Here is a 25,605-nt window from a genome sequence, read left to right as displayed (position 1 = left end):
GCCGGGACGGGCATCCGCCGCGTGCCGGTGACGGACGGCGAGGCCGTCGGGAACCCGCTGCGTCTCGACCCGACGGCCTGCGGAGACCTCGATCGGACCTCCCGCGGAGAGCGGACACCCGGGATCGGTCGATCCGGAGGCCGTCGTACGAGTTCTGTCAGGTCCGCCCGATGCGGGACCCCCGTCAGGGCCTAAGGGATGCTGGGGCCGACCCGGCCCGGCCAGACCCCCGTCTCCAGCAGTGCGGCGATCGCCGCCGTGTAGGGCTCGATGTCGAGGCCCTGCTCGGCGAGCCACGCGTCCGAGTAGTACTTGTCCAGGTACCGGTCGCCGGGGTCGCAGAGGAGGGTGACGACGCTCCCCCGGCGTCCCTCGGCCACCATCTCGGCGATGATCTTCAGCGCGCTCCACAGGCCGGTGCCCGTCGAACCGCCCGCGCGGCGGCCGATGGCCCGCTCCAGGGCGCGCACGGCGGCGACACTGGCCGCGTCCGGGACCTTCATCATGCGGTCGATCGCCCCGGGCACGAAGCTGGGTTCCATGCGGGGCCGGCCGATGCCCTCGATGCGTGAGCCGCAGTCGCACGTGACGTCCGGATCGCCGGTGCTCCAGCCCTCGAAGAAACAGGAGTTCTCCGGATCGGCCACACAGATGCGGGTGTCGTGCTGCATGTAGTGGACGTACCGCGCGATGGTCGCCGAGGTGCCGCCGGTGCCGGCCGTGGCGACGATCCAGGCGGGCTCCGGGAAACGCTCCAACTCCAGTTGCCGGAAGATGGATTCGGCGATGTTGTTGTTTCCCCGCCAGTCCGTGGCGCGTTCCGCGTAGGTGAACTGGTCCATGTAGTGGCCGCCCGTCTCCACCGCGAGGCGGGCGGACTCCTCGTACATGGTGCGCGGGTCGTCCACGAAGTGGCACCGGCCGCCGTGGAACTCGATGAGGCGGATCTTCTCGGCGCTCGTCGTGCGCGGCATGACCGCGATGAAGGGCACGCCGATCAGCTTGGCGAAGTAGGCCTCGGACACGGCGGTGGAGCCGCTGGACGCCTCGATCACCGGGCGGCCGGGCCGGATCCAGCCATTGCACAGGCCGTAGAGGAACAGCGAGCGCGCGAGCCGGTGTTTGAGGCTGCCGGTGGGGTGGGTCGACTCGTCCTTGAGGTACAGGTCGATGCCCCATCTCTCCGGGAGCGGGAAGCGCAGGAGGTGGGTGTCGGCCGAACGGTTGGCGTCGGCCTGCACCTTGCGGACGGCTTCTTTCAGCCAGCCGCGGTAGGCGGTGTCGCTGTGGTCGATGTCGAGGGTGTCGCCGGGTCGGGTCTGCTGGGGGGTGCTCACGGCGGGGCTCCTAACACTTCGCGCCGACGGCGCGTCGCGCGGCCGACGGCTCGATCATAGACACCTTCCGCACGCTTCTCACCTGCATAAACACACCTTTGAGAGCCTCAAAGACACCCTGGGGGCACCCCCGCGCACGGGGGCGGGGGCGCATTCGGACGAGTGCTCCGGGCGCTTCCGGCGAGATGTCATGCGTACTGGTGCTCGACGCTCGTGGCGGGCAGACTGCACCGGGCGGGACGGACGTCTCGGACGGGGGCGCGCACACTGGATCACGACAGAGATGCCGGCTCTCGGCCCACGCGGGAGCACGGGCCGGCACACCGACGCGCACAAGGGGGCGGGGCGGCAATGGCGGAGCCGGAGTTCACGGCGACGGGCGTGCGGATCGGGAAGCGGCTGCGATCGCTCACCCGGGCCGGTCAGGTCCGGATCAACGACGGCAGACTGGAACTGCTCACCAGCTACGGCAGCGAGATCGACAGCGCGCCGGTACAGGCGGTGCGCGCCTCCAAGCCGTGGTTCGCCTCGGACGACCGGGCCCTCGCCGACCTCAACGGCAACCGGTACCTGCTGACCCTGGGCGAGCACGATCCCGCTCCGGGCGAGCCGGGGCCGCCCGCGGCACGCCGGTTCATCGAGGCCGTCCGCAGGGCTGCGGGGCGTAGCGAATAGGTCACCGCGAGTTGCGGTGACGCGCCTCCTGCGTCACGCTGGTCTCACATCACTCTGGGTTTACCGGCGATCACGCTGCAAACCAGCCCGCCGGGCACGACAGCAGGCGGCCGTTTCACGCAGGCACCTGCTGGATCGATCCGAACTCCGTGTTCTTCCGGACCTCACGTCGGGGAGTCGCAGCCGTGATCAGTCACCCAAGCAGGCATTGCACGGTGGAGCTCCAGGCTCTGCCCTCGCGGATCGGCCAGGTCCGCAGAATCCTTTCTGCGCAGTTGCGCTACTGGCACATGGATCCCCTCATAGACCGGGCCGTACTCGGTGTGACGGAGCTGTTGACCAACGTCCACCGCCATGCCCAGCCGGACAAGACGTGCACCGTGGAGATCGAGCTGCTGCTCGACCGGCTCATGGTCTCGGTGCACGACCACGACCCGCGTCTGCCGGTCGTGGCCGACATCAAGGACACCGAGCCGCTTGCCACGTGCGGGCGAGGGCTCGCGATGGTCGCCGCGGTCAGCGAGAGCTGGGGCGTACGGCCGGACGGTGACGCGGGCAAGTTCGTGTGGTTCTCCCTGCCGACGCCCGCCGCCGCGCGGCCGCAGCGGCGCACCGTCCTCGACAAGAGCGCGCTGCGGTTCACCGAGGTGCGGGCCGAAGGCCGCAGGCCCGAACACGCTCCCGCCCGGTCCGCCGTTGCCGGCTGACCGGGCGGTGACGGCTTCTCCTCCTGCACGTCGTCCCGCGGAGTGCGCGCGGCCCGGTGCCGGGGCGAGGCTCGTGGTCGGCCCGCCGGCCCCGCCCCGCCCGCCGCCGGGTTGGGCACGTCGACTCAGCCGCCCCGGATGGGTGCTCGACCGTTTCCCTCGATGGGGCTCCCCCGCGCTCGGCGTCCCCGTCGGCGAGCGCTTCCGGTTCCGTGTCGGCCGGCGCGTCGGCTCGGGGACCGTCGGCGGCTCCTCGCCCGATCGCTCGCCGCCCAGGCGGGCGGCGCGGGAGTGCGCCGGCTTGTGAGGCTTCCGTGGCAGGGCGGCCGTACGAGGCGTTCCCCAACGGGGCTTCGCACGACCGCCGTTGCGACGTCTCCCACCGGTGTGCCCCTCCGACGCCCTCCCGGCCCACGAACCGGATCGGCATCCGGCGGTAGGCCCTGGCTCGTTTCACTCGGTCGCGATCGCTCGCAGTACGTCGAGACGGGCCGCGCGGTGCGACGGGCGCAGACCCGCGAGGGCTCCCGCGGTCAGGCCCACCAGGGCGACGATCGCCAGTCGCAGGGGTGGCAGTGCGAAGGCGAAGGTGCTGTCGCTGGTGCCGTCCGAGGCCCTGACCAGGACCCAGCCCAGGAAGACGCCGAGGCCGAGTCCGCCGACCGTGCCGAAGGCGGCGACCAGGACCGACTCCCAGCGGACCATGGCGCGCAGCTGGGAACGGGTCTGGCCCACCGCCCTGAGCAGGCCCAGTTCGCGGGTGCGCTCGTGGATCGCCAGGGTCAGCGTGTTGGCGATGCCCAGCAGCGCGATGAGGACCGCGAGGGCGAGCAGCGCGTAGACCAGTGTCAGCATCATGTCGATGCCGCCCGCCGAGGACTGCGCGTACTCGTCACGGGTCTGCACCTCGGGACGGCCGTAGCGCGCCGCCGCCTTCTCCACCGCCGCCTTGCCCGCGTCGGCGCTCACCCCGTCCCTGAAGGAGACCGCTACGAGGGTGTCCGCGTCCTGGGTGCGGTGCGGGGCCCAGGCCGCCCGGGTGATGACGTAGTCCCCCGCCAGCTCCGACCGGCCGTAGACCGCGCGGACCGTGAAGGGGTGCTTCTCCCCGTCGGTGAAGGCGAGCCGGACCTCGTCCCCGGTCGTGAGGCCCCGCTTCTCGGCCTCCGCCCGGGTGACGGCGATGCCGTCGGTGCCGAGGTCGCTCAGGGAGCCGTGCACGGTGCCCAGGTCGAAGGTGCGCTCCAGGGCCAGCGGATCGGTGACGGTCAACGCCCGGCCCTCGCCGTCGACTTCGGCGACTCCGCGGCCGAGGCCGACAGCGGTGTCCACCTCGGGGAGGGACTCGAGCGCTCCGGCGAGCCGGGGGCTCAGGCCGCTGCCGCCCGCGCCGAACGACGGGGTGCTGACGGCGACATCGCCCGCGAAGGACCGGGAGACCGTCTGGTCCATGGTGGCCTTCAGGGACGCCCCGAACACCGTGAACAGCGAGACCACGGCCACGCCGATCATCAGCGCGCTCGCGGTGGCGGCCGTCCGCCTCGGGCTGCGCAGTGCGTTGCGCCGGGCGAGGGAGCCGGTGACACCGCGGAGCCGGTCGAGGGGGCCGCCGAGGACACGTACGGCTGTGGTGGCGGCGACCGGGCCGAGGACCACGAACGCGACGAGGGCCAGGACCGCGCCGGTTCCCGCGAGCAGGAGGGACGGTGACACCAGGACGCCGGTGAGGGTGACGGCCACCGCGAGCGCGGCCAGACCGGCTCCGGTGACGGCGCGGACGCGGGAGGCGCCCGACTGGTCGACGGCCGTCTCGCGCAGTGCGGCGAGGGGCGCGGTGCGTCCGGCGCGTACGGCGGGCAGCAGCGCGGAGCCCAGGCAGACCACGACGCCGACCGCCAGGGGCAGCAGCATCGACAGCGCGCTGATCACCAAGTCGCCCTCGGGGAAGGGGAATCCGATCGCCGGGAACAGGCTCTGGAGGCCGGCCGCGATCCCGATGCCGCCCGCGATGCCCGTGGCGGAGGCGGTGACGGCCACCACGCTCGCCTCGGTCAGGGTCGACGTGGTGACCTGGCGGCGGGAGGCGCCGAGAGCCCGCAACAAGGCGTTCTCACGCGTGCGTTGGGCGACGACGATGGCGAAGGTGTTGTGGATGGAGAAGGTGGCGACCAGGAGGGCCACGCCCGAGAACACCAGCAGGAAGGTCGTGAAGAGGGTCAGGAACTGACTGGAGATCATGTCGGTGTTCTCCGCGGCCGACTCCTGGCCGGTGATCGCCTCAACCCCCTTGGGCAGCACGGGAGTCAGCCGGTCGACGAGTTCGCGCTGACTCACACCGGGCCCCGCGCGCACCTTGATGCCCGACGCCTCACCGGGCCTGGCCGTGAGGTACTTCTCGGCGTCGGCCCGGGTCATGCCGGTGAAAGTCACCTGGGCCATGCCGTCCTCGCCGCCGAAGGTCGCGAGACCGACGACGGTCACCTCGACGGGGTCGGGCGTCCGCAGGATCGTCGTGTCCCCGATCCTCAGGCCGCCCTTCTCGGCGGCGCCGCGGTTGACGACGACCTCGCCCGACCGCTCCGGGGCACGTCCCTCGGCGAGCCGGTACGGGTTGAGCCGCGGGTCGTCGATCCAGTTGCCCGCGAGGGTGGGCGGCCCCTGCCCTCCGACGGGCTCGCCGTCCGCGCCGACGAGCTGGCCCGCGCCCTGGATGTCGGGGGCGGCGGCCGCGACGCCGGGTACCTGCTCGACGGTCCTGACCAGGGCGGTGGCGACCGGCTCGCGCACCCCCTCGCTCTCCCCCGGCGTGGTGATGGCCTCGGCGCCGCGCACCACGGCGTCGGTTCCGCTGGTCGCGTTGCCGAACATGGTGTCGAAGCCGGCACGCAGGGTGTCGCCCATGACGAGGGTGCCGGCGAGGAAGGCGACGCCGAGGAACACGGCGAGGAAGGTTCCGGCGAAGCGCCGCTTGTGGGCGCGCAGGGCGGAGGCGCTCAGGCGGAGGGCGGCGTTCATGAGGGATCCTCCGTCAGAGGGCGCGAGGCGCTTTCCGGCCCCGGACCGGAATGGGTCGGCGTGTGCGAGAGCGTCTGCGTGCGTGAGAGCGCCTCGGTCCGCGAAGGCGTCTCGAAGGCCTTCATACGGTCCAGGACCCTGTCCGCGGTCGGTGCTTCCATCCGGTCCACCAGGCGCCCGTCGGCGAGGAAGACGACCTCGTCGGCGTGGGCGGCGGCGACCGGGTCGTGGGTGACCATGACGACCGTGCGGGCCGTGCGGCGCACGGTGCTGCCGAGGAGGCCGAGGATCTCCCCGCCGGAGCGGGAGTCGAGATTGCCGGTGGGCTCGTCGGCGAAGACGACGTCGGGGCGGCCCGCGAACGCCCGGGCCACGGCGACGCGTTGCTGCTGGCCTCCGGAGAGTTCGGCCGGCCGGTGGCCGAGCCGGTCGCGCAGGCCGACGACGTCGATCAGCGCGTCGATCCACTCCGGGTCGCCGCTGCCGCCGGCGAGGTCCAGCGGCAGCCGGATGTTCTCCTCGACGGTCAGCGTCGGCACCAGGTTGAACGCCTGGAAGACGAACCCGACGCGGTCCCGGCGCAGGAGGGTCAGACGGCGGTCGTCGAGGGAGCCGAGGTCGGTGTCACCGATGTAGGAGGCGCCCTCGGTGAGCGTGTCGAGGCCGGCCGCGCAGTGCATGAGGGTGGACTTGCCGGAGCCGGAGGGCCCCATGATCGCGGTGAAGCGGCCGGCCGGGAAGTCGACGCTCACCCCGTCCAGGGCCCGCACGCCGGTGTCGCCGCTGCCGTAGACCTTCACCGCGTCGACCACCCGGGCGGCCGGCGGCGTCCCGGTGGAGGGGGTCGGGACGGTCATGCCGCACCGCCCTTGCCCGCCGCACGGCCGAACTGCTCGTCCAGGACGGACAGCCGGCGCCAGTACTCGTCCTCGTCGATCTCGCCGGAGGCGAAGCGGCGGCCGAGCATGGCGATCGGCGAGTCGCCCGAGGGGCCCGGGCCGGGCGTGGCGCGCCACGGCCCGCGGCGGCCGCGCCAGGCGGTGCGGCGCAGGACGGTGACGACGCCGAGCACGACGGCCGCCCAGATCAGCGGGAAGAAGAGGATCCACGGGCCCGGACCACCGTCCCAGTGCGCGAGAGTCTGCATGTCGGTCATCTCCCTGGAGTTGCTGAAGGTGTCGTTCGGAGCTGCTTCGAGACTGGCTCCGGGGAGGGGGCCGGGTCGTCGTACGGCCAGCGGCAGTGTGTGTACCTCCCGGGGAGTACGTGGGCCTGTTCCGTCTGCTCCCCAGGGGCCTCGACTTCTGTAACTACTAGTATGTACAGTGCCGGTATGAGCACCCCGGAACGACTGATCGAGTCCACCCGTGAGCTGCTGTGGGAGCGCGGCTACGTGGGGACCAGCCCCAAGGCCATCCTGGAGCGCGCGGGTGCCGGACAGGGCAGCATGTACCACCACTTCAAGGGCAAGCCCGACCTCGCCCTGGCCGCGATCCGCAGGACCGCCGAGGAGCTGCGGGCCGCCGCGGAGGGCGTGCTCGGCGGGCCCGGGACGCCGTACGAGCGCATCGAGGCGTATCTGCGGCGCGAGCGGGACGTGCTGCGCGGCTGCCCGGTCGGCCGGCTCACGATGGATCCCGACGTCGTCGCCAGTGACGAACTGCGCGCGCCGGTCGACGAGACGATCGACTGGATCCGCGAGCGCATCGCCGGGATCGTCGAAGAGGGCAAGGAACAGGGCCAGTTCGCGGCCTCGCTGGACGGCGAGGAGATCGCGGCGACCGTGCTCGCGACGGTCCAGGGCGGCTATGTCCTCGCCCGCGCGTCCGGCTCGCCCGCCGCGTTCGACACCGGCGTGCGGGGCCTGCTCTCGCTGCTCGCCGGCTCGCAGCCGGGCCGCACGCCTTCCTGACCCGTCTCGCGGTCGCCGGGGCCGCGCGGGACGACACGACGGCCGACCGGGACACGCACGCCGCCCGGGAGGACCACCACGCCCGAGGAGACGCCGATGCACGCCATGCAGTACGAACTCACCCTGCCCGCCGACTACGACATGGGCGTCGTCCGCGCGCGCGTCGAGCGGGTCGGGCATCTGCTGGACGACTGGGAGGGGCTCGGCTTCAAGACGTACCTGATGCGCGAGCGCGGGGTGCACGGCTCGCCCGTCAACCAGTACGCGCCCTTCTACCTCTGGAACACGACGGAGGGCATGAACACCTTCCTCTGGGGAGGCGCCTTCCAGGGGCTCAGCGACGACTTCGGGCGGCCGACGGTGCGCCAGTGGACGGGCGTGGCGTACGAGCAGGGAGGCGCCGCGAACTCCACCGCGGACCCCGCCGGTGCCACCGCGGGCGCCGTCGTCTCCCCCGCCCGGTGGGCCGTGCGACGGCGGCAATCGGTGCCCGACGGCGTCGAGTTGGCCCGGGTGATGGCGGACGCGGTGGGTGAGACGGGGCGGCTGGCCGGGGAGGACGGCGCGGTGTGCGCGGCCGCGGTCGTGGACACCGCCCGCTGGGAGCTCGTGCACTTCTCGCTCTGGACGCACGAGTCGCCCAAGGCGGACGGCGAAGTGTTCGAGGTGCTGCACGTGTCGGCGCCGGGCCGGGAGCGCCTGCCGCGGGGGCGGCAGTGGTGAGGGCGGCAGCCGTCCGCACGGTGTCCGGTGACGTCCCCGCCGAACGGCTCGGGGTGTGCGACGCCCACGACCACCTGTTCTTCGCCAGTCCCCGGCTGCCCGGGCAGGAGCTGCGCAGCGTCTCCGCGGCGCGGGCGGAGCTGACCGCGTTCGCCGCGCAGGGCGGTGGCGCCGTGGTGCAGTGGACGCCGTACGGGCTGGGGCGGCGGGCCGCCGAACTGCCTGCCCTGTCGCGGGAGACCGGGGTGCGGATCGTCGCCGCGACCGGGCTGCACCAGGCGGTCCACTACGACGACGACACGCTCGCCGGGCTGCGCGGCAGGCTCGCCGAGGTGTTCGTGGCCGAACTGACCGAAGGCATCCGCGAGTCGGGGGTCCGGGCGGGCCTGATCAAGGTGGCGGGCGGTTTCCACGCCCTCGACGCGCACGCCCGCTGGACGATGTCGGCGGCGGCCGAGGCCCATCGTGCGACGGGGGCGCCGATCGCCGTCCACCTGGAGCTGGGCACCGGCGCGCTGGACGTACTGGACCTGCTGTGCGGGGAGTTGGGGGTGCCACCGGGGCGGGTGATCCTCGGGCACCTCAACCGCTCCCCCGACTTCACCGTGCACCGCCAGGCCGCGGCGTCGGGCTGCTGGCTCGCCTTCGACGGGCCGTCGCGCGCCAACCACGCCACGGACTGGCGCATGCCGGACGCCGTACGGAACCTGGCCGAGGCGGGTCACGGGGACCGACTGCTCCTGGGCGGCGACACCACGACCGCGGCCGCCCGGTCGGTCGACGGGGGCCCCGGGATGCCGTACCTGCTGCGCCGGGTGCGTCCGCGGCTCGCGGCCGAGCTGGGTGAGGACCTGGTACGACGCATCCTGGTCGACAACCCCGGTCGGGCCCTGGCCGTGGAGTGGAAGCGGCCCTGACTCCGCCGCTCAGCGGCAGAGGGCGTCGATGTCCTCGGAGGAAGCCGGGAATTCGGCCCGGGCGGCAGCGCCGATGTCACGGGTGGCGCGGCGCGGGGTGGTCGCGTGGCGCTCGGCGAGTGCGGTGAGCACCGGGTGCGGGCGGCCGTCGTTCGCTCGTGCTCCACGACCTCCATCGGGCTGTTCGACGAGCGGCCGCCCCGACCGCACGCACCACAGGGCGGCGAGGGCGGGCGGGAAGGCGTGGTCGTCCGCGGTCGCGTCGATCATGCCCGCAGGCTAGTCGCCGCCGCTGACAACGCCCCTCGGGCCACCGAGATGCAGACCGAAGCCGCTGGTTCCGGGCCCGGGGCGGGGGTCCCCGACGTGCCTGTCCCGACCGGTCTGTCCGTACGCCGGGCCGACCTGCACCGGCCGCTGGTCACGGCCCCGTGGAGCTTGACGGCGCCGCCCGGGGCCTGACCAGACTGACCTGACCGATCTGACACTGATGGGGAGAACATGCGAGTCGTCGTCATCGGCGGTAGCGGGCACATCGGCACCTTCCTGGTCCCCCGGCTGGTCCGTGCCGGTCATGAAGTGATCAACATCAGTCGTGGCACGCGCACCGCCTACGCCGACGCCCCGGAATGGCAGCAGGTGCGTCAGGTGGTCGCCGACCGGCAGCGGGAGGACGGCGAGGGCACCTTCGGCGACCGCGTGGCCGGGCTGCGGCCGGACGTCGTCGTCGACCTGGTCTGCTTCACCCTGGACTCGGCCACCGCGCTGGTCGAGCGGCTGCGCGGCGAGGCCGGGCACCTGCTGCACTGCGGCAGCGTGTGGCGGCACGGCCCCGCCGACCGGCTGCCGGTCTCCGAGACCACGGGCACCCCGCCCGTCGGGGAGTACGGCATCCAGAAGGACCGGATCGCCCGGATGCTGAAGGCGGAGACCGCCGCCGGGGGCCTGGTGACGACCTCTCTGCACCCCGGGCACATCGTCGGACCCGGCTGGCACCCGGTCGGTCCGCTGGGGAGCTTCGACCCCGCCGTCTGGTACGCGCTCTCGGCCGGACAGCCGCTGAAGATCCCCGGCAGCGGTGTCGAGCTGATGCACCACGTGCACGCGGACGACGTGGCACAGGCCTTCGAGCGGGCGGTCGGGCAGCGGGCCGCGGCGGCCGGAGAGGACTTCAACATCGTGGCCCCCACCGCGCTGAACGTCCGGGGGTACGCCCGGGTCGCGGCCGGGTGGTTCGGGCGGAGCGCGTCGCTGGAGCCGGTGACCTGGGAGGAGTTCCGCGGCGGCACGGACCCGGAACACGCCCGGGTGAGCTGGGAGCACCTGCACCGCAGCCAGTACCTCTCCATCGAGAAGGCCAGGATCCTCCTCGGTTACGCCCCGCGCTACGAACCGGAGGCCGCCGTACTGGAGTCGGTGCGGTGGCTGATCGACCACGGGGAGCTGAAGGTGGCGGGCCCGCTCGGCGTCTGAGCGCGCGCGTGCGGCTAGGCCCGGCCGGCGTCCAGGCGTTCCACCCGGGCCACGTTCTCGCGGTCCTCGGCGTCCTCGCTGGCCGCCGCGGCGAACCAGGCGTCGAGGATCTCCTTGAGGAGCGGCTCGGAGGTGAGGCGCAGGCTGAGCGCCAGGACGTTGGCGTCGTTCCAGCGGCGGGCGCCGTCCGCGGTGCGGGCGTCCGTGCACAGGGCGGCCCGTACGCCCGGGACCTTGTTCGCGGCGATGGAGGCGCCGGTGCCGGTCCAGCAGCACACGACGGCCTGGTCGGCCGTGCCCTCGGCCACGTCACGGGCCGCGGCCTCGGAGCAGACGGCCCACTGCGGGTCGGCGCCGGGACGCAGGGCGCCGTGTGCGACGACTTCGTGGCCGCGTGCCCGTAGCTCGGCGAGGAGGGTGCGCGCGACCGGTTCGTCCATGTCCGAGGAGACGGAGATCCGCATGTCACGAGCCTACTCGGCGGTGCGTCCAACGGACCACGGGTTCCAGGTAGACCACGTGCGGGCCGGCGAGATCCGGCAGCTCGGCCGGTGAGCCGACGAGGACGATCCGGTCGAACTCGGGGGCGCGCCCGCGTGCCGTCTCCGCGGCCACGAGCGCCTCGAAACGCTCGTGGAGCAGGGGCGCGGGCAGCGGCGGCGCCAGGTAGTGGACGCCGACCTGGCCGTCCTCGCCGTAGGTCACCAGACAGCGGGTGAGGTCGGCGGGCGACAGGCCGACGCCCGTCTCCTCGGCCAGCTCCACCGCGGCGTGGCGGCGCAGGGCGTGCTCGTCGAGCGGCTCAGGGCCGGTGGGCGGTTCCACCGATCCGCCGGGGAACTGCCAGCGGCCGGGCGCGGCCGTGGCCGAGGACATGCGGCCCACCACGACGCGTCCGTCCTCCGTCGGCTGCACCACGCTCACGAACAGGGACCGCAGGACGGTGGCGCCCGGGACGCGGCGCAGGGCGAAGTAGCGGTAGGTCGTCCGGGACCAGGAGACGACCAGGGTGTCCGGGGCCTGCCGGGAGAGCCCCGCGCAGACCGCCACCGGGCCGTCGAACAGGGCCGGGTTGGCCAGGACGGCCTCGCCCCACGCGCGGTCCATGGCCGTCCGCGCCTCGGGCGGGAGCACCGGGGCCGCCACCTCGACCAGGCGCAGTCCCCCGGCCTCCAGCAGTTCAGCCACGGGCCAGTGCCCCCAGTGGGTCGTCCAGCACCGGCTGCCACGCCAGCTCGGCCGCTCCGACGAGGCTGTTGTGGTCCAGGGTGCAGGCCAGGATGGGGACGCCGCCGCTCTGCCCCCACAGGCTGCGGTCGGCGACAACGGCCCGCAGACGCCCGGGGTCGGCGTCCAGGAGGGTGCGGTGGAGGCCGCCGAGGATGATCCGGTCCGGGTTGAGGATGTTGACCAGACCGGCGAGCCCGAGGCCCAGGCGGTCGATGAGCGACTCGGCCGCCCTGCGGACGGCGGGGTCGTCGTAGTGGTCGCGCACGAGGTCGTCGGCCTGCCGGAGCAGGGACTGTTCGGGACCGGGGTCGAGTCCCGCCGCCGTGAGCAGGGCCAGCGGGTCGGCCTCGACGTCCAGACAGCCGCGGCTGCCGCAGTGACAGGGACGGCCCTCGGGGTTCACGGTGAGGTGGCCGACCTCCAGGGCGAGGCCCGAACTGCCGGTGTGCAGCCGCCCGTCGAGCACCAGGGCGCCGCCCACGCCCCGGTGTCCGGTCGCCACGCACAGCAGGTCGCGGGCGCCGCGGCCGGCGCCGTGGCGGTGCTCGGCGAGTGCGGCGAGGTTGACGTCGTTGCCCGCGAAGGCCGGTCCGGTGAGGCCGGCGGCGCGCACGCACTCGCCGAAGATACGGCGGACGGGGGCTCCCGCCGGCCAGGCCAGGTGCAGGGGGTTGAGGGCCAGTCCGTCGGGTTCGGCGACCGCGGACGGCACGGCGAGTCCCGCGCCCACGCAGCGCCTGCCCGTCGAGCGCAGCAGGTCGGCGCCCGCCTCCACGACGGAGCCGAGGACCTTCGCCGGGTCGGCGTCGATGGTCTCGCTGCCGGGGGCGGTGGCGACGATACGGCCGCCCAGACCGACCAGGGCGGCCCGGAAGCCGTCGGCGTGCACCTGCGCGGCCAGCACGACGGGGCCGTCCTCGGCGACCGCGAGCCGGTGCGAGGGCCTGCCCTGCGAACCGGCGGCCGCGGTGGGCCGGGCGTCGACGCGGATCAGCCCGAGCGCCTCCAGTTCGGCGGCGACCGCGCCGGCCGTCGCCCGGGTGACCCCGAGTTCGGCGGTGAGCACGGCCCGGGTGGGCGCCCGTCCGGTGTGCACGAGCTCCAACGCGGGCCCGAGCGCACCGCGCCCCCGGTCCAGCCGCGCCCTCGAGGTGGTCCCTTCCCCCGCCGTCCGGGGGTCCGCCTTGCCGCTCATGAGGGCGAGTCTCCCATGATCCGCCGGCCGTCCCGCGCTAGCGGCCGCTGACCCGCAGCGTGATGTTCAGCCGTCCCGTCAGCCCCAACTCGGGCGGCGCGGTGCCCGGATGCACGCGGGGGACCCCGTGGTACGCGAGCCTCGACGGGCCGCCGAAGACGAACAGGTCGCCGCTGCGCAGCTCGACGTCCGTGTACGGCCTGGTCCGGGTCTCGGGGTTGCCGAAGCGGAAGACGCAGGTGTCGCCGAGGCTCAGGGAGACCACGGGCGCGTCCGACTTCTCGTCGCTGTCGCGGTGCATGCCCATGCGGGCGTCCCCGTCGTAGAAGTTGATCAGCGCGATGTCGTATCCGGAGGCGTCGGTGTCCAGGGCGTCCCGCACGGCCTCCCGGCCCAGCTCGCCCAGCCACGGCGGGAAGGGCTTGACCGGTGCCCCGTCGCCGTCGACGACCGTGCGGGCGTAGGCGTACGGGTACCAGTGCCAGCCCAGGCAGACCTGCCGCGCGGTCATCGTGCCGCCGCCCGGGGTGCGGACCGTGCGCAGCCCGGCGGGCGGGCGCGCCCACTGGCGGCAGGCCGCCAGCAGCTCGCGCTGCCGTGCCGGGGCCAGCCAGTCCGGTACGTGCACCGCGCCCGGCGCGACCTCCGTACGGGCTCGGGGGAACAGCTCGGCGTCCATGGGTTCCATCCTGCCCGAGGGGTCTGAGCTGCGGCTCCGATAGCCTGGACGCACGATGGACGACCGAATGACGACGCCCTGGGGCGAACTCGCCCTCACCCGTTTCCCCGAGGACCCGCGCGACCTGCTGCGCGCCTGGGACGCCTCCGACGAGTACCTGCTGGGGCATCTCGCGGACGAGGGGGTGGCGCTGTCCGGCACCGTCGTGGTGGTCGGGGACCGCTGGGGCGCCCTGGTCACCGCGCTGGCGGCGCACCGGCCGGTGCAGATCACGGACTCCTGGCTGAGCCAGGAGGCGACCCGCGCCAACCTGGCTCGCGCCGGTGTCGAGCCCGGCACCGTGCGGCTGCTCACCACGCAGGACCCGCCGCCCGACCGGATCGACGTCCTGCTGGTGCGCGTGCCGAAGAGCCTGGCCCTGCTGGAGGACCAGCTCTCGCGGCTGGCTCCGGCGGTGCACGAGGGCACGGTGGTCGTCGGCACCGGCATGGTGAAGGAGATCCACACCTCCACGCTCCAGCTGTTCGAGCGGATCCTCGGCCCGACCCGCACCTCGCTGGCGCGGAAGAAGGCCCGGCTCGTCTTCTGCACGCCCGAGCCGTCGCTCGAACGGCCCGCCAACCCGTGGCCGTACGGCTACACGCTCCCGGACGGCATCGGTGCCGTCTCCGGGCGGCCCGTCGTCAACCACGCGGGCGTCTTCTGCGCGGACCGGCTCGACATCGGCACCCGGTTCTTCCTCCAGCACCTGCCGGACGGCCGCGGCCACCGGCGGATCGTGGACCTGGGCTGCGGCAACGGAATCGTCGGTACGGCCATGGCTCTCGCCAACCCCGAGGCCGAGGTGCTGTTCGTCGACGAGTCCTTCCAGGCCGTGGCCTCGGCGGAGGGGACGTACAAGGCGAACGGGGTGCCGGGGCAGGCGGAGTTCCGGGTCGGGGACGGTCTGGCGGGGGTCGCGGCGGACAGCGTCGACCTCGTCCTGAACAACCCGCCCTTCCACTCCCACCAGGCCACGACCGACGCGACGGCCTGGCGGATGTTCTCGGGTGCGCGCAGGACGCTACGGCCCGGTGGCGAGCTGTGGGTGGTCGGGAACCGGCACCTCGGGTACCACGTGAAGCTGCGGAAACTGTTCGGCGACAGTCAACTGGTCGCGAGCGACCGCAAGTTCGTGGTGCTCAAGGCGGTAAAAAGGTCGAGTGACTGAATCCCCGGATTCCCCTGCCTCCCCGGCTTCCCCGGCTTCCCCGGCTTCCTCGGCGAGGGACTTCTACGACTCACTCGCTCCGGACTACCACCGGATCTTCCCGGACTGGGACGCGAGCATGGCCCGGCAGGCGGCTGCGCTGGGCGCGCTCCTCGGGCCGGGTCCGCGCCGGGTGCTGGACTGCTCGTGCGGGATCGGGACCCAGGCGATCGGGCTGGCGCTGGCCGGACACCGGGTCGTCGGCAGCGATCTCAGTCCCGTCGCGGTCATGCGTGCCGCGGCGGAGGCGGCGTCGCGCGGCGCCCGGCTGCCGGCGGCCGCCGCGGACATGCGACGGCTGCCGTTCGCGGCGTCGGTCTTCGACGCGGTCGTCTGCGCCGACAACTCGCTGGCCCACCTGCTGACGGCCCCGGACGTGGCGGCGGCCCTGGCGGGCATGCGGCGGGTGCTGCGGGACGGGGGCCTGTTGCTGCTCACGCTCAGGGATTACGACGAGCTCCGGAGGACCCGGCCGGGAGCCGCTCCCCCGCAGGTCTCGGAGGGCCCCGACGGCCGGGTGATCACCTTCCAGTTGTGGCACTGGCACCCGGACGGCGAGCGCTACGACCAGGAGTACTTCCAGCTCCTGTCCGGCGGCGGGGACGACTGGGCGGTCCGCGTCCGCCGTACGACGTCGTGGGCGCTGACCCGCGCGCGGCTCACGGAGTTCGTGACCGCCGCCGGTTTCGCCGACGTGCGCTGGCACGATCCGGCGTCCAGTGGGTTCTACCAGCCCGTCCTCACCGCGCGAGCAGCGTGATGATCCGCCGGGCGGCCCCGGTCATGGCGTCCCTTCCGCTCCTCAGGTAGGTGCGCGGGTCCACCGCGTCGGGGTGGGCCGCGAGGTGGTCCCGGAGCGCGCCGGTCAGGGCGAGGTTGAGCGCGGTGCCGACGTTGACCTTGGCGATGCCGCCCGCGACGGCCGCGGTGAGTTCCTCGTCGCGGACACCGGAGGAGCCGTGCAGCACGAGAGGGACGTCCAGGGCGCCGGACAGGCGCTTGAGGAGGTCGTGGTCGAGCGTGGCGGTGCGCTCGGTCATCGCGTGGGCGCTGCCGACGGCCACGGCGAGGGCGTCCACACCGGAGTCGGTGACGAAGGCGCGGGCCTCGGCGGGGTCGGTGCGGGCGCCGGGGGCGTGGGCGTCGAGCGGGGGTGCGCCGTTCTTGCCGCCGACCTCGCCCAACTCCGCCTCGATCCAGAGCCCTTGGGAGTGCGCCCAGTCGGCCGCGGCCCGGGTCGCGGCGAGGTTCTCGGCGTAGGGCAGGTGGGCCGCGTCGTACATGACGGAGCTGCATCCCGCGTCGGCCGCCTGGCGCAGCAGGTCGTCGCTCTTGACGTGGTCGAGGTGCAGTGCGACGGGTACGGCGGCGCGTTCGGCCGCGGCGACGGCGGCCCGGGCGAGCGGGTGGAGGCGGCCCTGGCGGAACTTGACGGCGTTCTCGCTGACCTGGAGGACGACCGGCGAGTCCAGGGACTCGGCGGCGGCGACGACGGCCTCGACGTGTTCCAGGGTGATGATGTTGAAGGCGGCGACCGCGGAACGGGTGCCGGCGGCACGGGTGACGAGCTCGCCGGTGGTGACCAGGGGCACGACGTCTCCTAGGGGCGGGCGAGGATCACCGAGCGGGTGAGGTGGCGGGGCCGGTCCGGGTCGAGGCCGCGGGCCGCGGCGACGGCGACCGCGAGGCGCTGCACGCGGACCAGTTCGGCGAGGGGGTCCAGGGTGCCCGGCACCCACAGTGCGCCGGTATCCCGCACCTGTTCGGCCAGGCCCTCGGGAGCCTCGCCGAGCATCCAGGTGGCAGTGCCGCGGGTGGTGACGCTGATGGGGCCGTGCCGGTACTCCATCGCCGGGTAGGCCTCGGTCCAGGCGAGACAGGCCTCGCGCATCTTCAGTCCGGCCTCGTGGGCCAGTCCCACCGTCCAGCCGCGGCCGAGGAAGGTGAACTGCGTGCAGTCGACGAGCCCTTCGGGAAGGGGCGTCGAGAGCGCGGTGCGGGCGTCGGCGACCACGGCGTCGGTGTGCAGGCCCAGGTGGGCGCGGAGCAGGGTGAGGGCGGTGGTCGCGAACCGGGTCTGGACGACGGAGCGTTCGTCGGCGAAGTCGAGGACGACGACCTCGTCGGCTGCGGTCATGACGGGGGTGTCCGGGTCGGCGGTGACCGCGGTGGTGCGGGTGCTGCCCTTCAACCGCCCGAGCAGGTCGAGTACTTCGGTGGTGGTGCCGGAGCGGGTGAGGGCGAGGACCCGGTCGTACGCGCGGCCGGCCGGGAACTCGGAGGCGGCGAAGGCGTCGGTCTCGCCCTGCCCCGCGTGCTCCCTGAGCACCGCGGCCGCCTGCGCCATGAAGTACGAGGTGCCGCATCCGACGATCGCGACCCGCTCCCCGGCCGCCGGAAGCGCGCCGGAGTGGCGTGGCGCCTCGCTCGCGGCCCGGGTCCAGCACGCGGGCTGGCTGGTCAGCTCGTCCTCGACATGAGTCATGCCGTACCCCTCGGTCGCTGTGATTGTTCTTGCAAGATATAGCCATGTTTCGAGCACAATCAAGCATCTGCACGGAGGAAGGGTGCGCTAGGGTCGCCGGGAGGGCGAGGGACGGAGGGTGCGGATGTCGCGGGACGCCCGTTGGAAGGCGCTGCTGGAACTGCTCGTCGAGCGGGGCCGGCTGGACGTCGAGGAGGCGGCCGCCGACCTGGAGGTCTCGGCGGCGACCATCCGCCGTGACTTCGACCAGCTCGCCGAGCAGCAGATGCTGGTGCGCACCCGGGGCGGGGCGGTCGTGCACGGCGTCTCGTACGAGCTGCCCCTGCGGTACAAGACGGCCCGCCACGCCTCCGAGAAGCAGCGCATCGCGAAGGCGGTCGGGGAACTGATCGCGCCCGGCGAGGCCGTCGGACTGACCGGCGGCACGACCACCACCGAGGTGGCCAGGGCCCTCGCCGTGCGCGGAGACCTCTCCGGCGGCTCCCCTGGCCTGACGATCGTCACCAACGCGCTCAACATCGCCAATGAGCTGGCGGTACGCCCCCAGTTCAAGATCGTGCTGACCGGCGGGGTCGCGCGTCCGCAGTCGTACGAGCTCGTCGGGCCGCTCGCGGACGGGGTGCTCGGTCAGGTGACGCTCGACGTGGCGGTCCTGGGGGTCGTCGCGTTCGACGTCACGCACGGTGCCGCCGCCCACGACGAGGCGGAGGCCGCGATCAACCGGCTGCTGTGCGAGCGGGCCGAACGGGTCGTCGTGGCCGCCGACTCCAGCAAGCTGGGGCAGCGGGCGTTCGCCCGGATCTGCGCCGCCGGGCAGGTCGGCACCCTGGTCACGGACTCGGCGGCGGCCCCCGAGACGATCCGGCGGTTCGAGGAGGCGGGGCTGCGGGTCCTCACGGTGTGAGGACGGTTCCCCTGACACCCGCGGCGGAACCTGCCTAGGCTGATCGGCAGGAGGCTGCGATGAACGGATCAGCCAGGGATCACCTGGGCTACCTGCCGATCGCCGAGCACGGCCTGATCGGCGACCTGCGCAGTGTGGCGCTGGTCGGGACCGACGGCACGATCGACTGGTACTGCTGCCCGTCCTTCGACGCGCCGAGCGTGTTCGCGTCGATCCTGGACGCGGAGCGCGGGGGCAGCTTCGAGCTGGCGGCGGCCGTGCCGGCCCGGACCAAGCAGTTCTACTTCCCGGACACCAACGTCCTGATCACCCGGTTCTACACCGAGGACGGGGTGGGCGAGGTCCAGGACTTCATGCCGGTCGACGGCGACGCGGTGGAGACCGAGCGGCACCGGCTGATCCGGCGGGTGGTGTGCGTGCGCGGTTCGATCCCGTTCCGCACACGCGTGGCGCCGCGCTTCGACTACGGCGCCCAGCCGCACACCCTGCGCATGGTCGGCGACGTGGCGGTCTTCGAGTCCCCGAAGCTGTCCCTGGGACTGACCGCGACGGTGGCGCTGGAGACCGAAGGCCCGGACGTACGGGCGGACTTCAAGCTCGCCGAGGGCGAGTCGGCGGTGTTCGCGCTCGACCAGGTCGGCGGCGAGGTGACCCCGCGCCGGTGCGCGCGCACCGAGGCCGAGGAGCAGTTCAACAGCACGGTCGCCTACTGGCGGCACTGGCTGTCCGCCTCCAAGTACCGAGGCCGCTGGCGGGAGATGGTGCACCGCTCCGCCCTCACCCTCAAGCTGCTCACCTACGCACCCACCGGTGCCATCGTGGCCGCGCCGACCACCAGCCTGCCCGAACAGCTCGGCGGCGAGCGCAACTGGGACTACCGGTACGTGTGGGTGCGCGACGCGGCCTTCTGCGTGTACGCGCTGCTGCGGCTCGGCTTCACCAGCGAGGCCGAGCAGTTCATGGACTTCCTGATCCGGCACGTCAGTCCGGAGGGCCACGGCCCCTCGGGCCCGCTCCAGATCATGTACGGCATCGACGGCCGCACCGATCTGGCGGAGCGTGAACTGACCCATCTGGAGGGGCATCGGGGCTCGGCGCCGGTCCGGGTCGGCAACGCGGCCGCCGACCAGCTCCAGCTCGACATCTACGGCGCGCTGATCGACTCGATCTACCTCTACGACAAGTGGGCCAAGCCGATCTCCAGCGGCCAGTGGGACGACGTGTGCACGCTGGTGGAGTGGGTGTGCGAGCACTGGGACCAGCCCGACGAGGGGATCTGGGAGACCCGCGGCGGCCGCAAGAACTTCCTGTACTCACGCCTGATGTGCTGGGTGGCGATCGAGCGGGCGATCCGCATGGCCAACCGGCGCGGTCTGCCCGCCGACCTGAACCGGTGGCGGGAGTGCCGGGACACGATCTACCGGCGGATCATGGACCGCGGCTGGTCGGAGGCGCGGCAGGCCTTCGTCCAGCACGAGGACGGCGATGTGCTCGACGCCGCCGTGCTGATGATGCCGCTGACCAAGTTCATCGCGCCGACCGACCCGAAGTGGCTGTCCACGCTGGACGCGCTGACCGAGGAGCTGGTGTCGGACTCCCTCGTCTACCGCTACGACCCGATGGCGAGCCCCGACGGGCTGCGCGGCGACGAGGGCACCTTCTCGATCTGCTCGTTCTGGTACGTCGAGGCCATGGTGCACGCCGGCCGGATCGACGAGGCACGCCTGGCCTTCGAGAAGATGCTCACCTACGCCAACCATCTGGGTCTGTACGCCGAGGAGATCAGCAACACCGGCGAGCAGCAGGGCAACTTCCCGCAGGCGTTCACCCACCTCGCCCTGATCAGCGCGGCGTTCAACCTGGACCGGGCCCTCGGCTGAGCACCCGGAATAGCCGCCACCTGGTCCCACGTTGCCGTCAGCATGACGACGAACGCGCCCCGGCCCGAGGTCCTGCGCTACACCGCCTTCTCCAGCAGCCCCGAGGGCGGCAACCCCGCCGGCGTCGTGCTGGACGCCACCGCGCTGTCCGACGGCGACATGCTGGCCGTCGCCGCCGAGCTCGGGTACTCGGAGTCCGCGTTCCTCACCGCCCCGCCCGAGGGGCTGGAGGGACCGGAGGGGCGGACGTTCCGTATCCGCTACTTCAGCCCCAAGGCCGAGGTGCCGTTCTGCGGGCACGCCACCGTCGCGACCGCCCTCGCGCTGGCCGAGCGGATCGGCCCGGGAGAGCTGGTGTTCGCCACCCCTGCCGGGACCGTGCCGGTGTCGGTGGCGGAGGAGGACGGGACCTTGCGGGCCACGCTCACCAGCGTGGAGCCACACGTCGACGAGGTCTCCGACGCGGACCTCGCGGAGGCGCTGGCTGCGCTCGACTGGCCGGCCGGCGATCTCGACCCGGCGTTCCCGCCCCGGGTCGCGTTCGCCGGTGCCCGCCACCTCGTCCTGGCGGCGGCGACCCGCGCGCGTCTCGCGGAGCTGGCGTACGACTTCGCCCGGCTCGAAGCCCTGATGCACCGGTTGGACCTGACCACGGTCCAGTTGGTGTGGCGGGAGTCGGCCACCGTCTTCCACGTCCGTGACCCGTTCCCGGTCGGCGGTGTCGTCGAGGACCCGGCGACCGGTGCCGCGGCCGCGGCGTTCGGCGCATACGCGCGTGACCTCGGCCTGGTCCCCGAGGACGCGGTCCTCACCCTCCACCAGGGCGAGGACCTGGGCCGCCCGGGCGAACTCACGGTGACCCTGCGCCCCGGCGACCCCAGGGTGCGGGTCGCCGGCACGGGAGCCCGCATCGGCTGACGGTCAGTGGCCGTGGTCGGCGGAGGAGTCGTGGGGCCAGTCCGCGGGTGCGGCGCCCATGTACGACCCGTACACCCCGCACCTCGGCTGGCCCGTAGGACACCGTGTTCACCGGACCGTCCCCGCGAACCCACCATGCCCCTGCGCCCCGGCGACCCCCGCGTGCGGGTCGCCGGCACGGGAGCCCGCATCGGCTGACCGTCAGTGGCCGTGGTCGGCGGAGGAGTCGTGGGGGGCCTCCTGGGCGGGGGCGGCGACCGCTTCTCCCGCCCTGACGGTGAACGCGGCGGTGTGCACCTTGCCCTCGTGCTTGAAGTCGAGGAAGAGCCGGTAGCTGCCGCTGCTGGGCGCTGTCGCCGTGAAGGAGATGTCCGGCCCGGCGGGGGTGGTGCCCGGCTCGCCGTTCGGGTGGACGTGGAGGTAGGCGAGGTCGCCGGAGCGCAGGGCGACCAGGTGGCCGTAGGCGCCGAGGTAGGGCTGGAGGTCGGTGACCGGCCGGCCCTCCCGGGAGACCGTCAGCTTCAGTTCGCGGGCGGCGCCGGGGCGCAGCGCTCCGCCGAGCTTCACCTGGTAGCCGTCAGTGGTGGCGGTGGTGTTCGGCGCCGGCAGCTCCCGCGGCGCGTAGCTGCCGGACACGGCCAGGTCCGCGCCGAGGGTGAGGTTCTCGGCGCCCTTCTTGTCGGGGGTGAAGTCGGCGAAGACCCGGTAACCGCCCGCCCGGGGCAGGGAGACGGGGATGCTCCAGGTTCCGTCGGCGGCCCGCGTGGGGTGCAGATGACGGTAGGTGTTCAGGTCGCGTGAGGCGACGATCAGGTGGAGTTCCTTGTCGTGCTCCCGGCGGAAGGCAGTGACCGGGCGGCCGTCGTCGCCCCGGACGGTGAAACGGAGGTCGGCGGTGCGTCCGGCCTGGAGGCGGGGGGTTCGCAGATCGAGCGTGTAGCCGCCCTCGGAGATCTGGAGTCCACCGGCCGGGGCCGATTCCTGCCCGGAGTGCCCCGCGTGTCCCGACCCCCGTGCGGCCGGCGGTGACTGTGCGGTGTCCGCGCCGCTCGCGTGCGTGTCGTGGCGGGCGGGCGGCTCGTCGTCGACGACAGGGTCCATGCCCTGGCCCACGCCGTAGGCGGTGCCGAACGTCGCTGCCAGCGCGGCGGCGAACGCGGTGATCTTCAGTCCAGCGTGCATGACCGGCTCCTCCGGCTCGACAGGGTTCCCTCTGCACTTCACCATACCCCTGGGGGGTATCAAGTCAAGCCGCTCGATCGCTTGCTCTGGATACCTACCCGGGGTATACAGGAGACGCGTCACAGCATACCCCCGCCCCGTATCCACGAGGAGCAGCCCGATGACCACCACCGCAGCGGCCGAGACCGAGCTCGCCATCGGCGGCATGACCTGCGCCTCGTGTGCGGCGCGCATCGAGAAGAAGCTCAACCGGATGGACGGGGTCACCGCCACCGTCAACTACGCCACCGAGAAGGCCCGGGTCACCCACACCGCGGACGTCTCGGTCCAGGATCTGATAGCCACGGTCGAGAAGACGGGGTACACCGCCCAGGAACCGGCGCCACCCGAGCCGGCCGCCCCCGACGCGGACGAGCCCGACGAACTGCGGTCCCTGCGCGAGCGGTTGGTGACCGCCGTGGTGCTGGCGGTGCCCGTCGTCGCGATGGCGATGGTCCCGGCGCTCCAGTTCGAGTACTGGCAGTGGCTGTCGCTGACGCTGGCGGCGCCCGTGGTGACGTACGCCGGGTGGCCCTTCCACAAGGCGGCGTTCACCAACGCCCGGCATGGCGCGGCGACCATGGACACGCTGATCTCGGTCGGTACGACGGCCGCCTTCGGCTGGTCGCTGTGGGCGCTGTTCCTCGGGACCGCGGGCACACCGGGCATGAAGCACCCCTTCGAGCTGACGATCGCCCGCGGTGACGGCACCGGCAACCTGTACCTGGAGGCCGCGGCCGGGGTCACGGCGTTCATCCTGGCCGGCCGGTACTTCGAGGCCCGCTCCAAGCGCAAGGCGGGCGCGGCCCTGAAGGCGCTGCTGGAGCTCGGCGCGAAGAACGTGACCGTGCTGCACGCGGGCGGTCACGAAGAGACCGTGCCTGTCGGCGAGTTGAAGGTGGGCGACCGCTTCCTCGTCCGTCCCGGCGAGAAGATCGCCACCGACGGGACCGTCGTCGAGGGCTCCTCCGCCGTGGACGCCTCGATGCTCACCGGCGAGTCGGTACCGGTGGAGGTCACCCCCGGAGACTCCGTCACCGGCGCCACCCTCAACGCGGGCGGACGGCTCGTCGTCGAGGCGACCCGGGTCGGCGCGGACACCCAACTCGCCAGGATGGCCAAGCTGGTCGAGGACGCCCAGAACGGCAAGGCGGCCGCGCAGCGGCTCGCGGACCGGATCTCCGGGGTGTTCGTGCCGGTGGTGATCGCGCTCGCGCTCGGCACCTTGGGCTTCTGGCTCGGCAACGGCGCCGGTACGGCCGCCGCGTTCACCGCCGCCGTCGCCGTACTGATCATCGCGTGCCCGTGCGCCCTGGGTCTCGCCACGCCCACCGCGCTGCTGGTCGGCACCGGGCGCGGAGCTCAACTCGGCATCCTGATCAAGGGCCCTGAGGTCCTGGAGTCCACTCGCCGGGTCGACACCGTCGTCCTGGACAAGACCGGCACCGTCACCACCGGCCGTATGACCCTGCTGGCCGTGCACACCGTCCCCGGCACCGACGAGGCCGACGTCCTGCGGCTGGCGGGCGCCCTGGAGCATGCCTCCGAGCATCCGGTGGCCCGCGCGGTCGCCGACGCGGCGCTGGAGAAGCTGGGTTCCCTGCCCGCGCCGGAGGACTTCGCGAACGTCCCGGGGCTCGGCGTACAGGGCATCGTCGACAGGCGCGCCGTCCTCGTCGGACGCGAGCGGCTGCTCGCGGACTGGGCGATCGAGCTGCCGGAGGAGCTGCGGCTCAGGAGGGCCGCCGCGGAGTCGTCCGGCCGTACGGTCATCACGGTCGCCTGGGACGGGGAGGCACGGGCCGTGCTCGAGGTCGCCGACGCGGTCAAGGACACCAGCCGCGAGGCCGTCACCCGGCTGCGGGGTCTCGGGCTCACGCCGATCCTGCTGACCGGTGACAACCGGGCCGTGGCCGAGTCCGTCGCCCGGGAGGTCGGCATCGCCGCCGAGCACGTGATCGCCGAGGTCCTGCCGCAGGACAAGGTCGACGTCGTCAAGCGCCTTCAGGCCGAGGGCCGTTCGGTCGCGATGGTCGGTGACGGCGTCAACGACGCGGCGGCGCTGGCCCGGGCCGACCTGGGACTGGCCATGGGCACCGGCACGGACGCCGCGATCGAGGCCGGTGACCTGACCCTCGTCCGGGGCGACCTGCGGGCCGCGGCGGACGCGATCCGCCTCGCCCGCCGGACCCTGGGCACGATCCGGTCCAACCTGTTCTGGGCGTTCGCGTACAACGTGGCCGCGCTGCCGCTGGCGGCGGCCGGACTGCTCAACCCGATGCTCGCGGGGGCGGCGATGGCGTTCTCGTCGGTGTTCGTGGTCGGCAACTCGCTGCGGCTGCGGTCGTTCAGGGCGGCCCACTGACCTGGCGGGCAGGGGAGCTCATCCCCTGCCCGCGCTCATCTCGTCAGCCGAACGCCTTCACCGCCTGGTAGTAGGTCCAGGCGGTGCTGTCGCACGCGGACTTCGTCCCGCCGCCGTACTTGGCGCAGACCCGCTTGAGGTCCTCGTAGAAGGCGCTGTCGAGGCGGGACTTGTTGGCGCTGAAGGCGCCCGCGGCCTTGTAGTTGCGGTAGCCGAAGTCGTGGCGGGCGCAGGACATCGAGAAGGGGAAGCCGAAGGGGTTGTCCGGCGAGGAGGAGCAGTAGTCGGTCGACCAGTCGAAGGCGTAGGCGCTCCAGGGGGCCCGGTCGGCGCGGGCGGCGGCCCACGTGGTGTAACTGGAGGCGCTGGTCTGCGTCCAGCTAGCGAGGACCTGGGACTTGTCGGCGGGGGCGGCGTCGGCGGTGGCTGCGGTGGCGACGACGGTGACGAGGGCCAGCGTCGAGGCGCTCAGTGCGGTGGCGAGTCTGCGGTGCATTCCACACCTCCATGAGACCGCGGCCCGCCCGTCGGGCCGCAGGTCCATGTCAAGATGATGGGCTTCGCGGATGTCGCCTACACTCCGTGCGCTCAAATGCCCGCTGAACTCCGGGGATTGAGGGTGAGCCGGACTGGACGGCCGTCAGCGCCGACACGCGCGGCGGCGAGTCGGACTCTCCCGACCTGCGCAGCACCCGTGGACCGTCCACGCCCCCTTGCAAC

General features: G+C 73.1%; 25 protein-coding genes. 12 read left to right on the top strand and 13 right to left on the bottom strand.

Going from position 1 to position 25,605, the window contains the following annotated elements:
- Positions 1–191: 191 nt before the first annotated feature.
- The gene (locus AOJ26_RS08675) at positions 192–1,337 is read right to left on the bottom strand and encodes a PLP-dependent cysteine synthase family protein (RefSeq protein ID WP_053847616.1); all 1,146 of its coding nucleotides are present in this window, start codon (positions 1,335–1,337) and stop codon (positions 192–194) included.
- Positions 1,338–1,688: 351 nt separating this feature from the next.
- Between AOJ26_RS08675 and AOJ26_RS08670 the strand changes: the two genes are divergently transcribed.
- Positions 1,689–2,012, top strand: a complete 324-nt coding sequence (locus AOJ26_RS08670; protein WP_053847615.1) for a hypothetical protein — start codon at positions 1,689–1,691, stop codon at positions 2,010–2,012.
- Between the two features lie 185 nt (positions 2,013–2,197).
- A complete protein-coding gene (locus AOJ26_RS08665) occupies positions 2,198–2,719 on the top strand; it encodes an ATP-binding protein (RefSeq protein ID WP_063790253.1) in 522 nt (173 codons plus the stop codon).
- A 453-nt stretch (positions 2,720–3,172) separates the two neighbouring features.
- On the opposite strand, the gene AOJ26_RS08660 is transcribed toward AOJ26_RS08665, so the two are convergent.
- Genes AOJ26_RS08660 through AOJ26_RS08650 form a run of 3 tightly spaced genes read right to left on the bottom strand, consistent with a single transcriptional unit; the run spans position 3,173 to position 6,881 of the window.
- Complete coding sequence (locus AOJ26_RS08660) at positions 3,173–5,734, bottom strand: ABC transporter permease (protein ID WP_053847613.1); 2,562 nt, start codon at positions 5,732–5,734, stop codon at positions 3,173–3,175.
- Positions 5,731–6,591 carry an ABC transporter ATP-binding protein gene (locus AOJ26_RS08655; RefSeq protein WP_234358503.1) on the bottom strand — a complete coding sequence of 287 codons (861 nt, stop codon included), beginning with the start codon at positions 6,589–6,591 and terminating at the stop codon, positions 5,731–5,733. Before AOJ26_RS08655 ends, AOJ26_RS08660 begins: the two co-directional genes overlap by 4 nt.
- Positions 6,588–6,881: an SHOCT domain-containing protein gene (locus AOJ26_RS08650; RefSeq protein ID WP_053847620.1), complete on the bottom strand. Its 294-nt coding sequence runs from the start codon at positions 6,879–6,881 to the stop codon at positions 6,588–6,590. Before AOJ26_RS08650 ends, AOJ26_RS08655 begins: the two co-directional genes overlap by 4 nt.
- 171 nt (positions 6,882–7,052) lie before the next feature.
- Here AOJ26_RS08650 and AOJ26_RS08645 point away from each other — a divergent pair, with 171 nt between their 5' ends.
- The 3 genes from AOJ26_RS08645 (at position 7,053) to AOJ26_RS08635 (ending at position 9,286) form a co-directional block, all read left to right on the top strand.
- Positions 7,053–7,646, top strand: a complete 594-nt coding sequence (locus AOJ26_RS08645) for a TetR/AcrR family transcriptional regulator (protein ID WP_053847612.1) — start codon at positions 7,053–7,055, stop codon at positions 7,644–7,646.
- Between the two features lie 96 nt (positions 7,647–7,742).
- Entirely contained in the window at positions 7,743–8,369 is a 627-nt protein-coding gene (locus tag AOJ26_RS08640) for a DUF4865 family protein (protein WP_053847611.1), read from the top strand.
- Positions 8,363–9,286, top strand: a complete 924-nt coding sequence (locus AOJ26_RS08635; RefSeq protein WP_053847610.1) for a phosphotriesterase family protein — start codon at positions 8,363–8,365, stop codon at positions 9,284–9,286. Before AOJ26_RS08640 ends, AOJ26_RS08635 begins: the two co-directional genes overlap by 7 nt.
- Positions 9,287–9,295: 9 nt before the next feature.
- On the opposite strand, the gene AOJ26_RS08630 is transcribed toward AOJ26_RS08635, so the two are convergent.
- Complete coding sequence (locus AOJ26_RS08630; RefSeq protein WP_053847609.1) at positions 9,296–9,556, bottom strand: hypothetical protein; 261 nt, start codon at positions 9,554–9,556, stop codon at positions 9,296–9,298.
- Positions 9,557–9,787: 231 nt separating this feature from the next.
- On the opposite strand from AOJ26_RS08630, the gene AOJ26_RS08625 reads away from it, so the two are divergent.
- Complete coding sequence (locus AOJ26_RS08625) at positions 9,788–10,759, top strand: NAD-dependent epimerase/dehydratase family protein (RefSeq protein WP_053847608.1); 972 nt, start codon at positions 9,788–9,790, stop codon at positions 10,757–10,759.
- Positions 10,760–10,773: 14 nt separating this feature from the next.
- On the opposite strand, the gene AOJ26_RS08620 is transcribed toward AOJ26_RS08625, so the two are convergent.
- Genes AOJ26_RS08620 through AOJ26_RS08605 form a run of 4 tightly spaced genes read right to left on the bottom strand, consistent with a single transcriptional unit; the run spans position 10,774 to position 13,863 of the window.
- A complete protein-coding gene (locus tag AOJ26_RS08620) occupies positions 10,774–11,223 on the bottom strand; it encodes an RpiB/LacA/LacB family sugar-phosphate isomerase (RefSeq protein WP_053847607.1) in 450 nt (149 codons plus the stop codon).
- 1 nt (position 11,224) lies between these two features.
- Complete coding sequence (locus AOJ26_RS08615) at positions 11,225–11,947, bottom strand: NUDIX hydrolase (RefSeq protein ID WP_053847606.1); 723 nt, start codon at positions 11,945–11,947, stop codon at positions 11,225–11,227.
- Positions 11,940–13,184 carry an ROK family protein gene (locus AOJ26_RS08610; protein ID WP_053847605.1) on the bottom strand — a complete coding sequence of 415 codons (1,245 nt, stop codon included), beginning with the start codon at positions 13,182–13,184 and terminating at the stop codon, positions 11,940–11,942. Before AOJ26_RS08610 ends, AOJ26_RS08615 begins: the two co-directional genes overlap by 8 nt.
- Before the next feature lie 37 nt (positions 13,185–13,221).
- Positions 13,222–13,863: an alpha-ketoglutarate-dependent dioxygenase AlkB family protein gene (locus AOJ26_RS08605; protein ID WP_053847604.1), complete on the bottom strand. Its 642-nt coding sequence runs from the start codon at positions 13,861–13,863 to the stop codon at positions 13,222–13,224.
- Positions 13,864–13,930: 67 nt separating this feature from the next.
- Between AOJ26_RS08605 and AOJ26_RS08600 the strand changes: the two genes are divergently transcribed.
- Positions 13,931–15,073, top strand: coding sequence for a methyltransferase (locus tag AOJ26_RS08600; protein ID WP_053847603.1), 1,143 nt, complete (start codon positions 13,931–13,933; stop codon positions 15,071–15,073).
- A complete protein-coding gene (locus tag AOJ26_RS08595; protein WP_053847602.1) occupies positions 15,066–15,872 on the top strand; it encodes a class I SAM-dependent methyltransferase in 807 nt (268 codons plus the stop codon). Before AOJ26_RS08600 ends, AOJ26_RS08595 begins: the two co-directional genes overlap by 8 nt.
- On the opposite strand, the gene AOJ26_RS08590 is transcribed toward AOJ26_RS08595, so the two are convergent.
- Together AOJ26_RS08590 and AOJ26_RS08585 are read right to left on the bottom strand one after the other, a co-directional pair.
- A complete protein-coding gene (locus AOJ26_RS08590; RefSeq protein WP_053847601.1) occupies positions 15,853–16,704 on the bottom strand; it encodes a class II fructose-bisphosphate aldolase in 852 nt (283 codons plus the stop codon). The genes AOJ26_RS08595 and AOJ26_RS08590 overlap by 20 nt on opposite strands.
- Positions 16,705–16,712: 8 nt before the next feature.
- Entirely contained in the window at positions 16,713–17,597 is an 885-nt protein-coding gene (locus tag AOJ26_RS08585; protein WP_053847600.1) for an SIS domain-containing protein, read from the bottom strand.
- Positions 17,598–17,721: 124 nt separating this feature from the next.
- Here AOJ26_RS08585 and AOJ26_RS08580 point away from each other — a divergent pair, with 124 nt between their 5' ends.
- The 3 genes from AOJ26_RS08580 to AOJ26_RS08570 are packed head-to-tail and all read left to right on the top strand — an operon-like array spanning position 17,722 to position 21,299.
- A complete protein-coding gene (locus tag AOJ26_RS08580) occupies positions 17,722–18,501 on the top strand; it encodes a DeoR/GlpR family DNA-binding transcription regulator (protein WP_053847599.1) in 780 nt (259 codons plus the stop codon).
- 59 nt (positions 18,502–18,560) lie between these two features.
- A complete protein-coding gene (locus tag AOJ26_RS08575) occupies positions 18,561–20,381 on the top strand; it encodes a glycoside hydrolase family 15 protein (RefSeq protein ID WP_179200294.1) in 1,821 nt (606 codons plus the stop codon).
- A gap of 42 nt (positions 20,382–20,423) precedes the next feature.
- The gene (locus AOJ26_RS08570; RefSeq protein WP_053847598.1) at positions 20,424–21,299 is read left to right on the top strand and encodes a PhzF family phenazine biosynthesis isomerase; all 876 of its coding nucleotides are present in this window, start codon (positions 20,424–20,426) and stop codon (positions 21,297–21,299) included.
- A gap of 201 nt (positions 21,300–21,500) precedes the next feature.
- On the opposite strand, the gene AOJ26_RS08565 is transcribed toward AOJ26_RS08570, so the two are convergent.
- Entirely contained in the window at positions 21,501–22,481 is a 981-nt protein-coding gene (locus AOJ26_RS08565; RefSeq protein ID WP_053847597.1) for a hypothetical protein, read from the bottom strand.
- Positions 22,482–22,641: 160 nt separating this feature from the next.
- On the opposite strand from AOJ26_RS08565, the gene AOJ26_RS08560 reads away from it, so the two are divergent.
- Positions 22,642–24,885, top strand: a complete 2,244-nt coding sequence (locus AOJ26_RS08560) for a heavy metal translocating P-type ATPase (protein WP_053847596.1) — start codon at positions 22,642–22,644, stop codon at positions 24,883–24,885.
- A gap of 43 nt (positions 24,886–24,928) precedes the next feature.
- Here the strand turns inward: AOJ26_RS08560 and AOJ26_RS08555 are convergent, their stop codons facing one another.
- On the bottom strand, positions 24,929–25,381 hold the full coding sequence (locus AOJ26_RS08555; RefSeq protein WP_053847595.1) for a phospholipase: 453 nt from the start codon (positions 25,379–25,381) through the stop codon (positions 24,929–24,931).
- Positions 25,382–25,605: the final 224 nt, after the last annotated feature.

It is taken from the genome of Streptomyces sp. NRRL B-24085, assembly GCF_001282115.1.
GTDB lineage: Bacteria > Actinomycetota > Actinomycetes > Streptomycetales > Streptomycetaceae > Streptomyces.
The sequence above is the reverse complement of the archived record's forward strand: the minus strand, read 5'-3'. Positions and strand labels throughout refer to the sequence as shown.

Bases quoted from the DNA above. Each gene is read 5' to 3' on its own strand.
- AOJ26_RS08670 (WP_053847615.1), top strand. From the start codon at position 1,689: ATGGCGGAGCCGGAGTTCACGGCGACGGGCGTGCGGATCGGGAAGCGG.
- AOJ26_RS08660 (WP_053847613.1), bottom strand. From the start codon at position 5,734: ATGAACGCCGCCCTCCGCCTGAGCGCCTCCGCCCTGCGCGCCCACAAG.
- AOJ26_RS08655 (WP_234358503.1), bottom strand. From the start codon at position 6,591: ATGACCGTCCCGACCCCCTCCACCGGGACGCCGCCGGCCGCCCGGGTG.
- AOJ26_RS08650 (WP_053847620.1), bottom strand. From the start codon at position 6,881: ATGCAGACTCTCGCGCACTGGGACGGTGGTCCGGGCCCGTGGATCCTC.
- AOJ26_RS08645 (WP_053847612.1), top strand. From the start codon at position 7,053: ATGTACAGTGCCGGTATGAGCACCCCGGAACGACTGATCGAGTCCACC.
- AOJ26_RS08640 (WP_053847611.1), top strand. From the start codon at position 7,743: ATGCACGCCATGCAGTACGAACTCACCCTGCCCGCCGACTACGACATG.
- AOJ26_RS08630 (WP_053847609.1), bottom strand. From the start codon at position 9,556: ATGATCGACGCGACCGCGGACGACCACGCCTTCCCGCCCGCCCTCGCC.
- AOJ26_RS08625 (WP_053847608.1), top strand. From the start codon at position 9,788: ATGCGAGTCGTCGTCATCGGCGGTAGCGGGCACATCGGCACCTTCCTG.
- AOJ26_RS08620 (WP_053847607.1), bottom strand. From the start codon at position 11,223: ATGCGGATCTCCGTCTCCTCGGACATGGACGAACCGGTCGCGCGCACC.
- AOJ26_RS08610 (WP_053847605.1), bottom strand. From the start codon at position 13,184: ATGAGCGGCAAGGCGGACCCCCGGACGGCGGGGGAAGGGACCACCTCG.
- AOJ26_RS08605 (WP_053847604.1), bottom strand. From the start codon at position 13,863: ATGGACGCCGAGCTGTTCCCCCGAGCCCGTACGGAGGTCGCGCCGGGC.
- AOJ26_RS08600 (WP_053847603.1), top strand. From the start codon at position 13,931: ATGACGACGCCCTGGGGCGAACTCGCCCTCACCCGTTTCCCCGAGGAC.
- AOJ26_RS08585 (WP_053847600.1), bottom strand. From the start codon at position 17,597: ATGACTCATGTCGAGGACGAGCTGACCAGCCAGCCCGCGTGCTGGACC.
- AOJ26_RS08580 (WP_053847599.1), top strand. From the start codon at position 17,722: ATGTCGCGGGACGCCCGTTGGAAGGCGCTGCTGGAACTGCTCGTCGAG.
- AOJ26_RS08575 (WP_179200294.1), top strand. From the start codon at position 18,561: ATGAACGGATCAGCCAGGGATCACCTGGGCTACCTGCCGATCGCCGAG.
- AOJ26_RS08570 (WP_053847598.1), top strand. From the start codon at position 20,424: ATGACGACGAACGCGCCCCGGCCCGAGGTCCTGCGCTACACCGCCTTC.
- AOJ26_RS08565 (WP_053847597.1), bottom strand. From the start codon at position 22,481: ATGCACGCTGGACTGAAGATCACCGCGTTCGCCGCCGCGCTGGCAGCG.
- AOJ26_RS08560 (WP_053847596.1), top strand. From the start codon at position 22,642: ATGACCACCACCGCAGCGGCCGAGACCGAGCTCGCCATCGGCGGCATG.
- AOJ26_RS08555 (WP_053847595.1), bottom strand. From the start codon at position 25,381: ATGCACCGCAGACTCGCCACCGCACTGAGCGCCTCGACGCTGGCCCTC.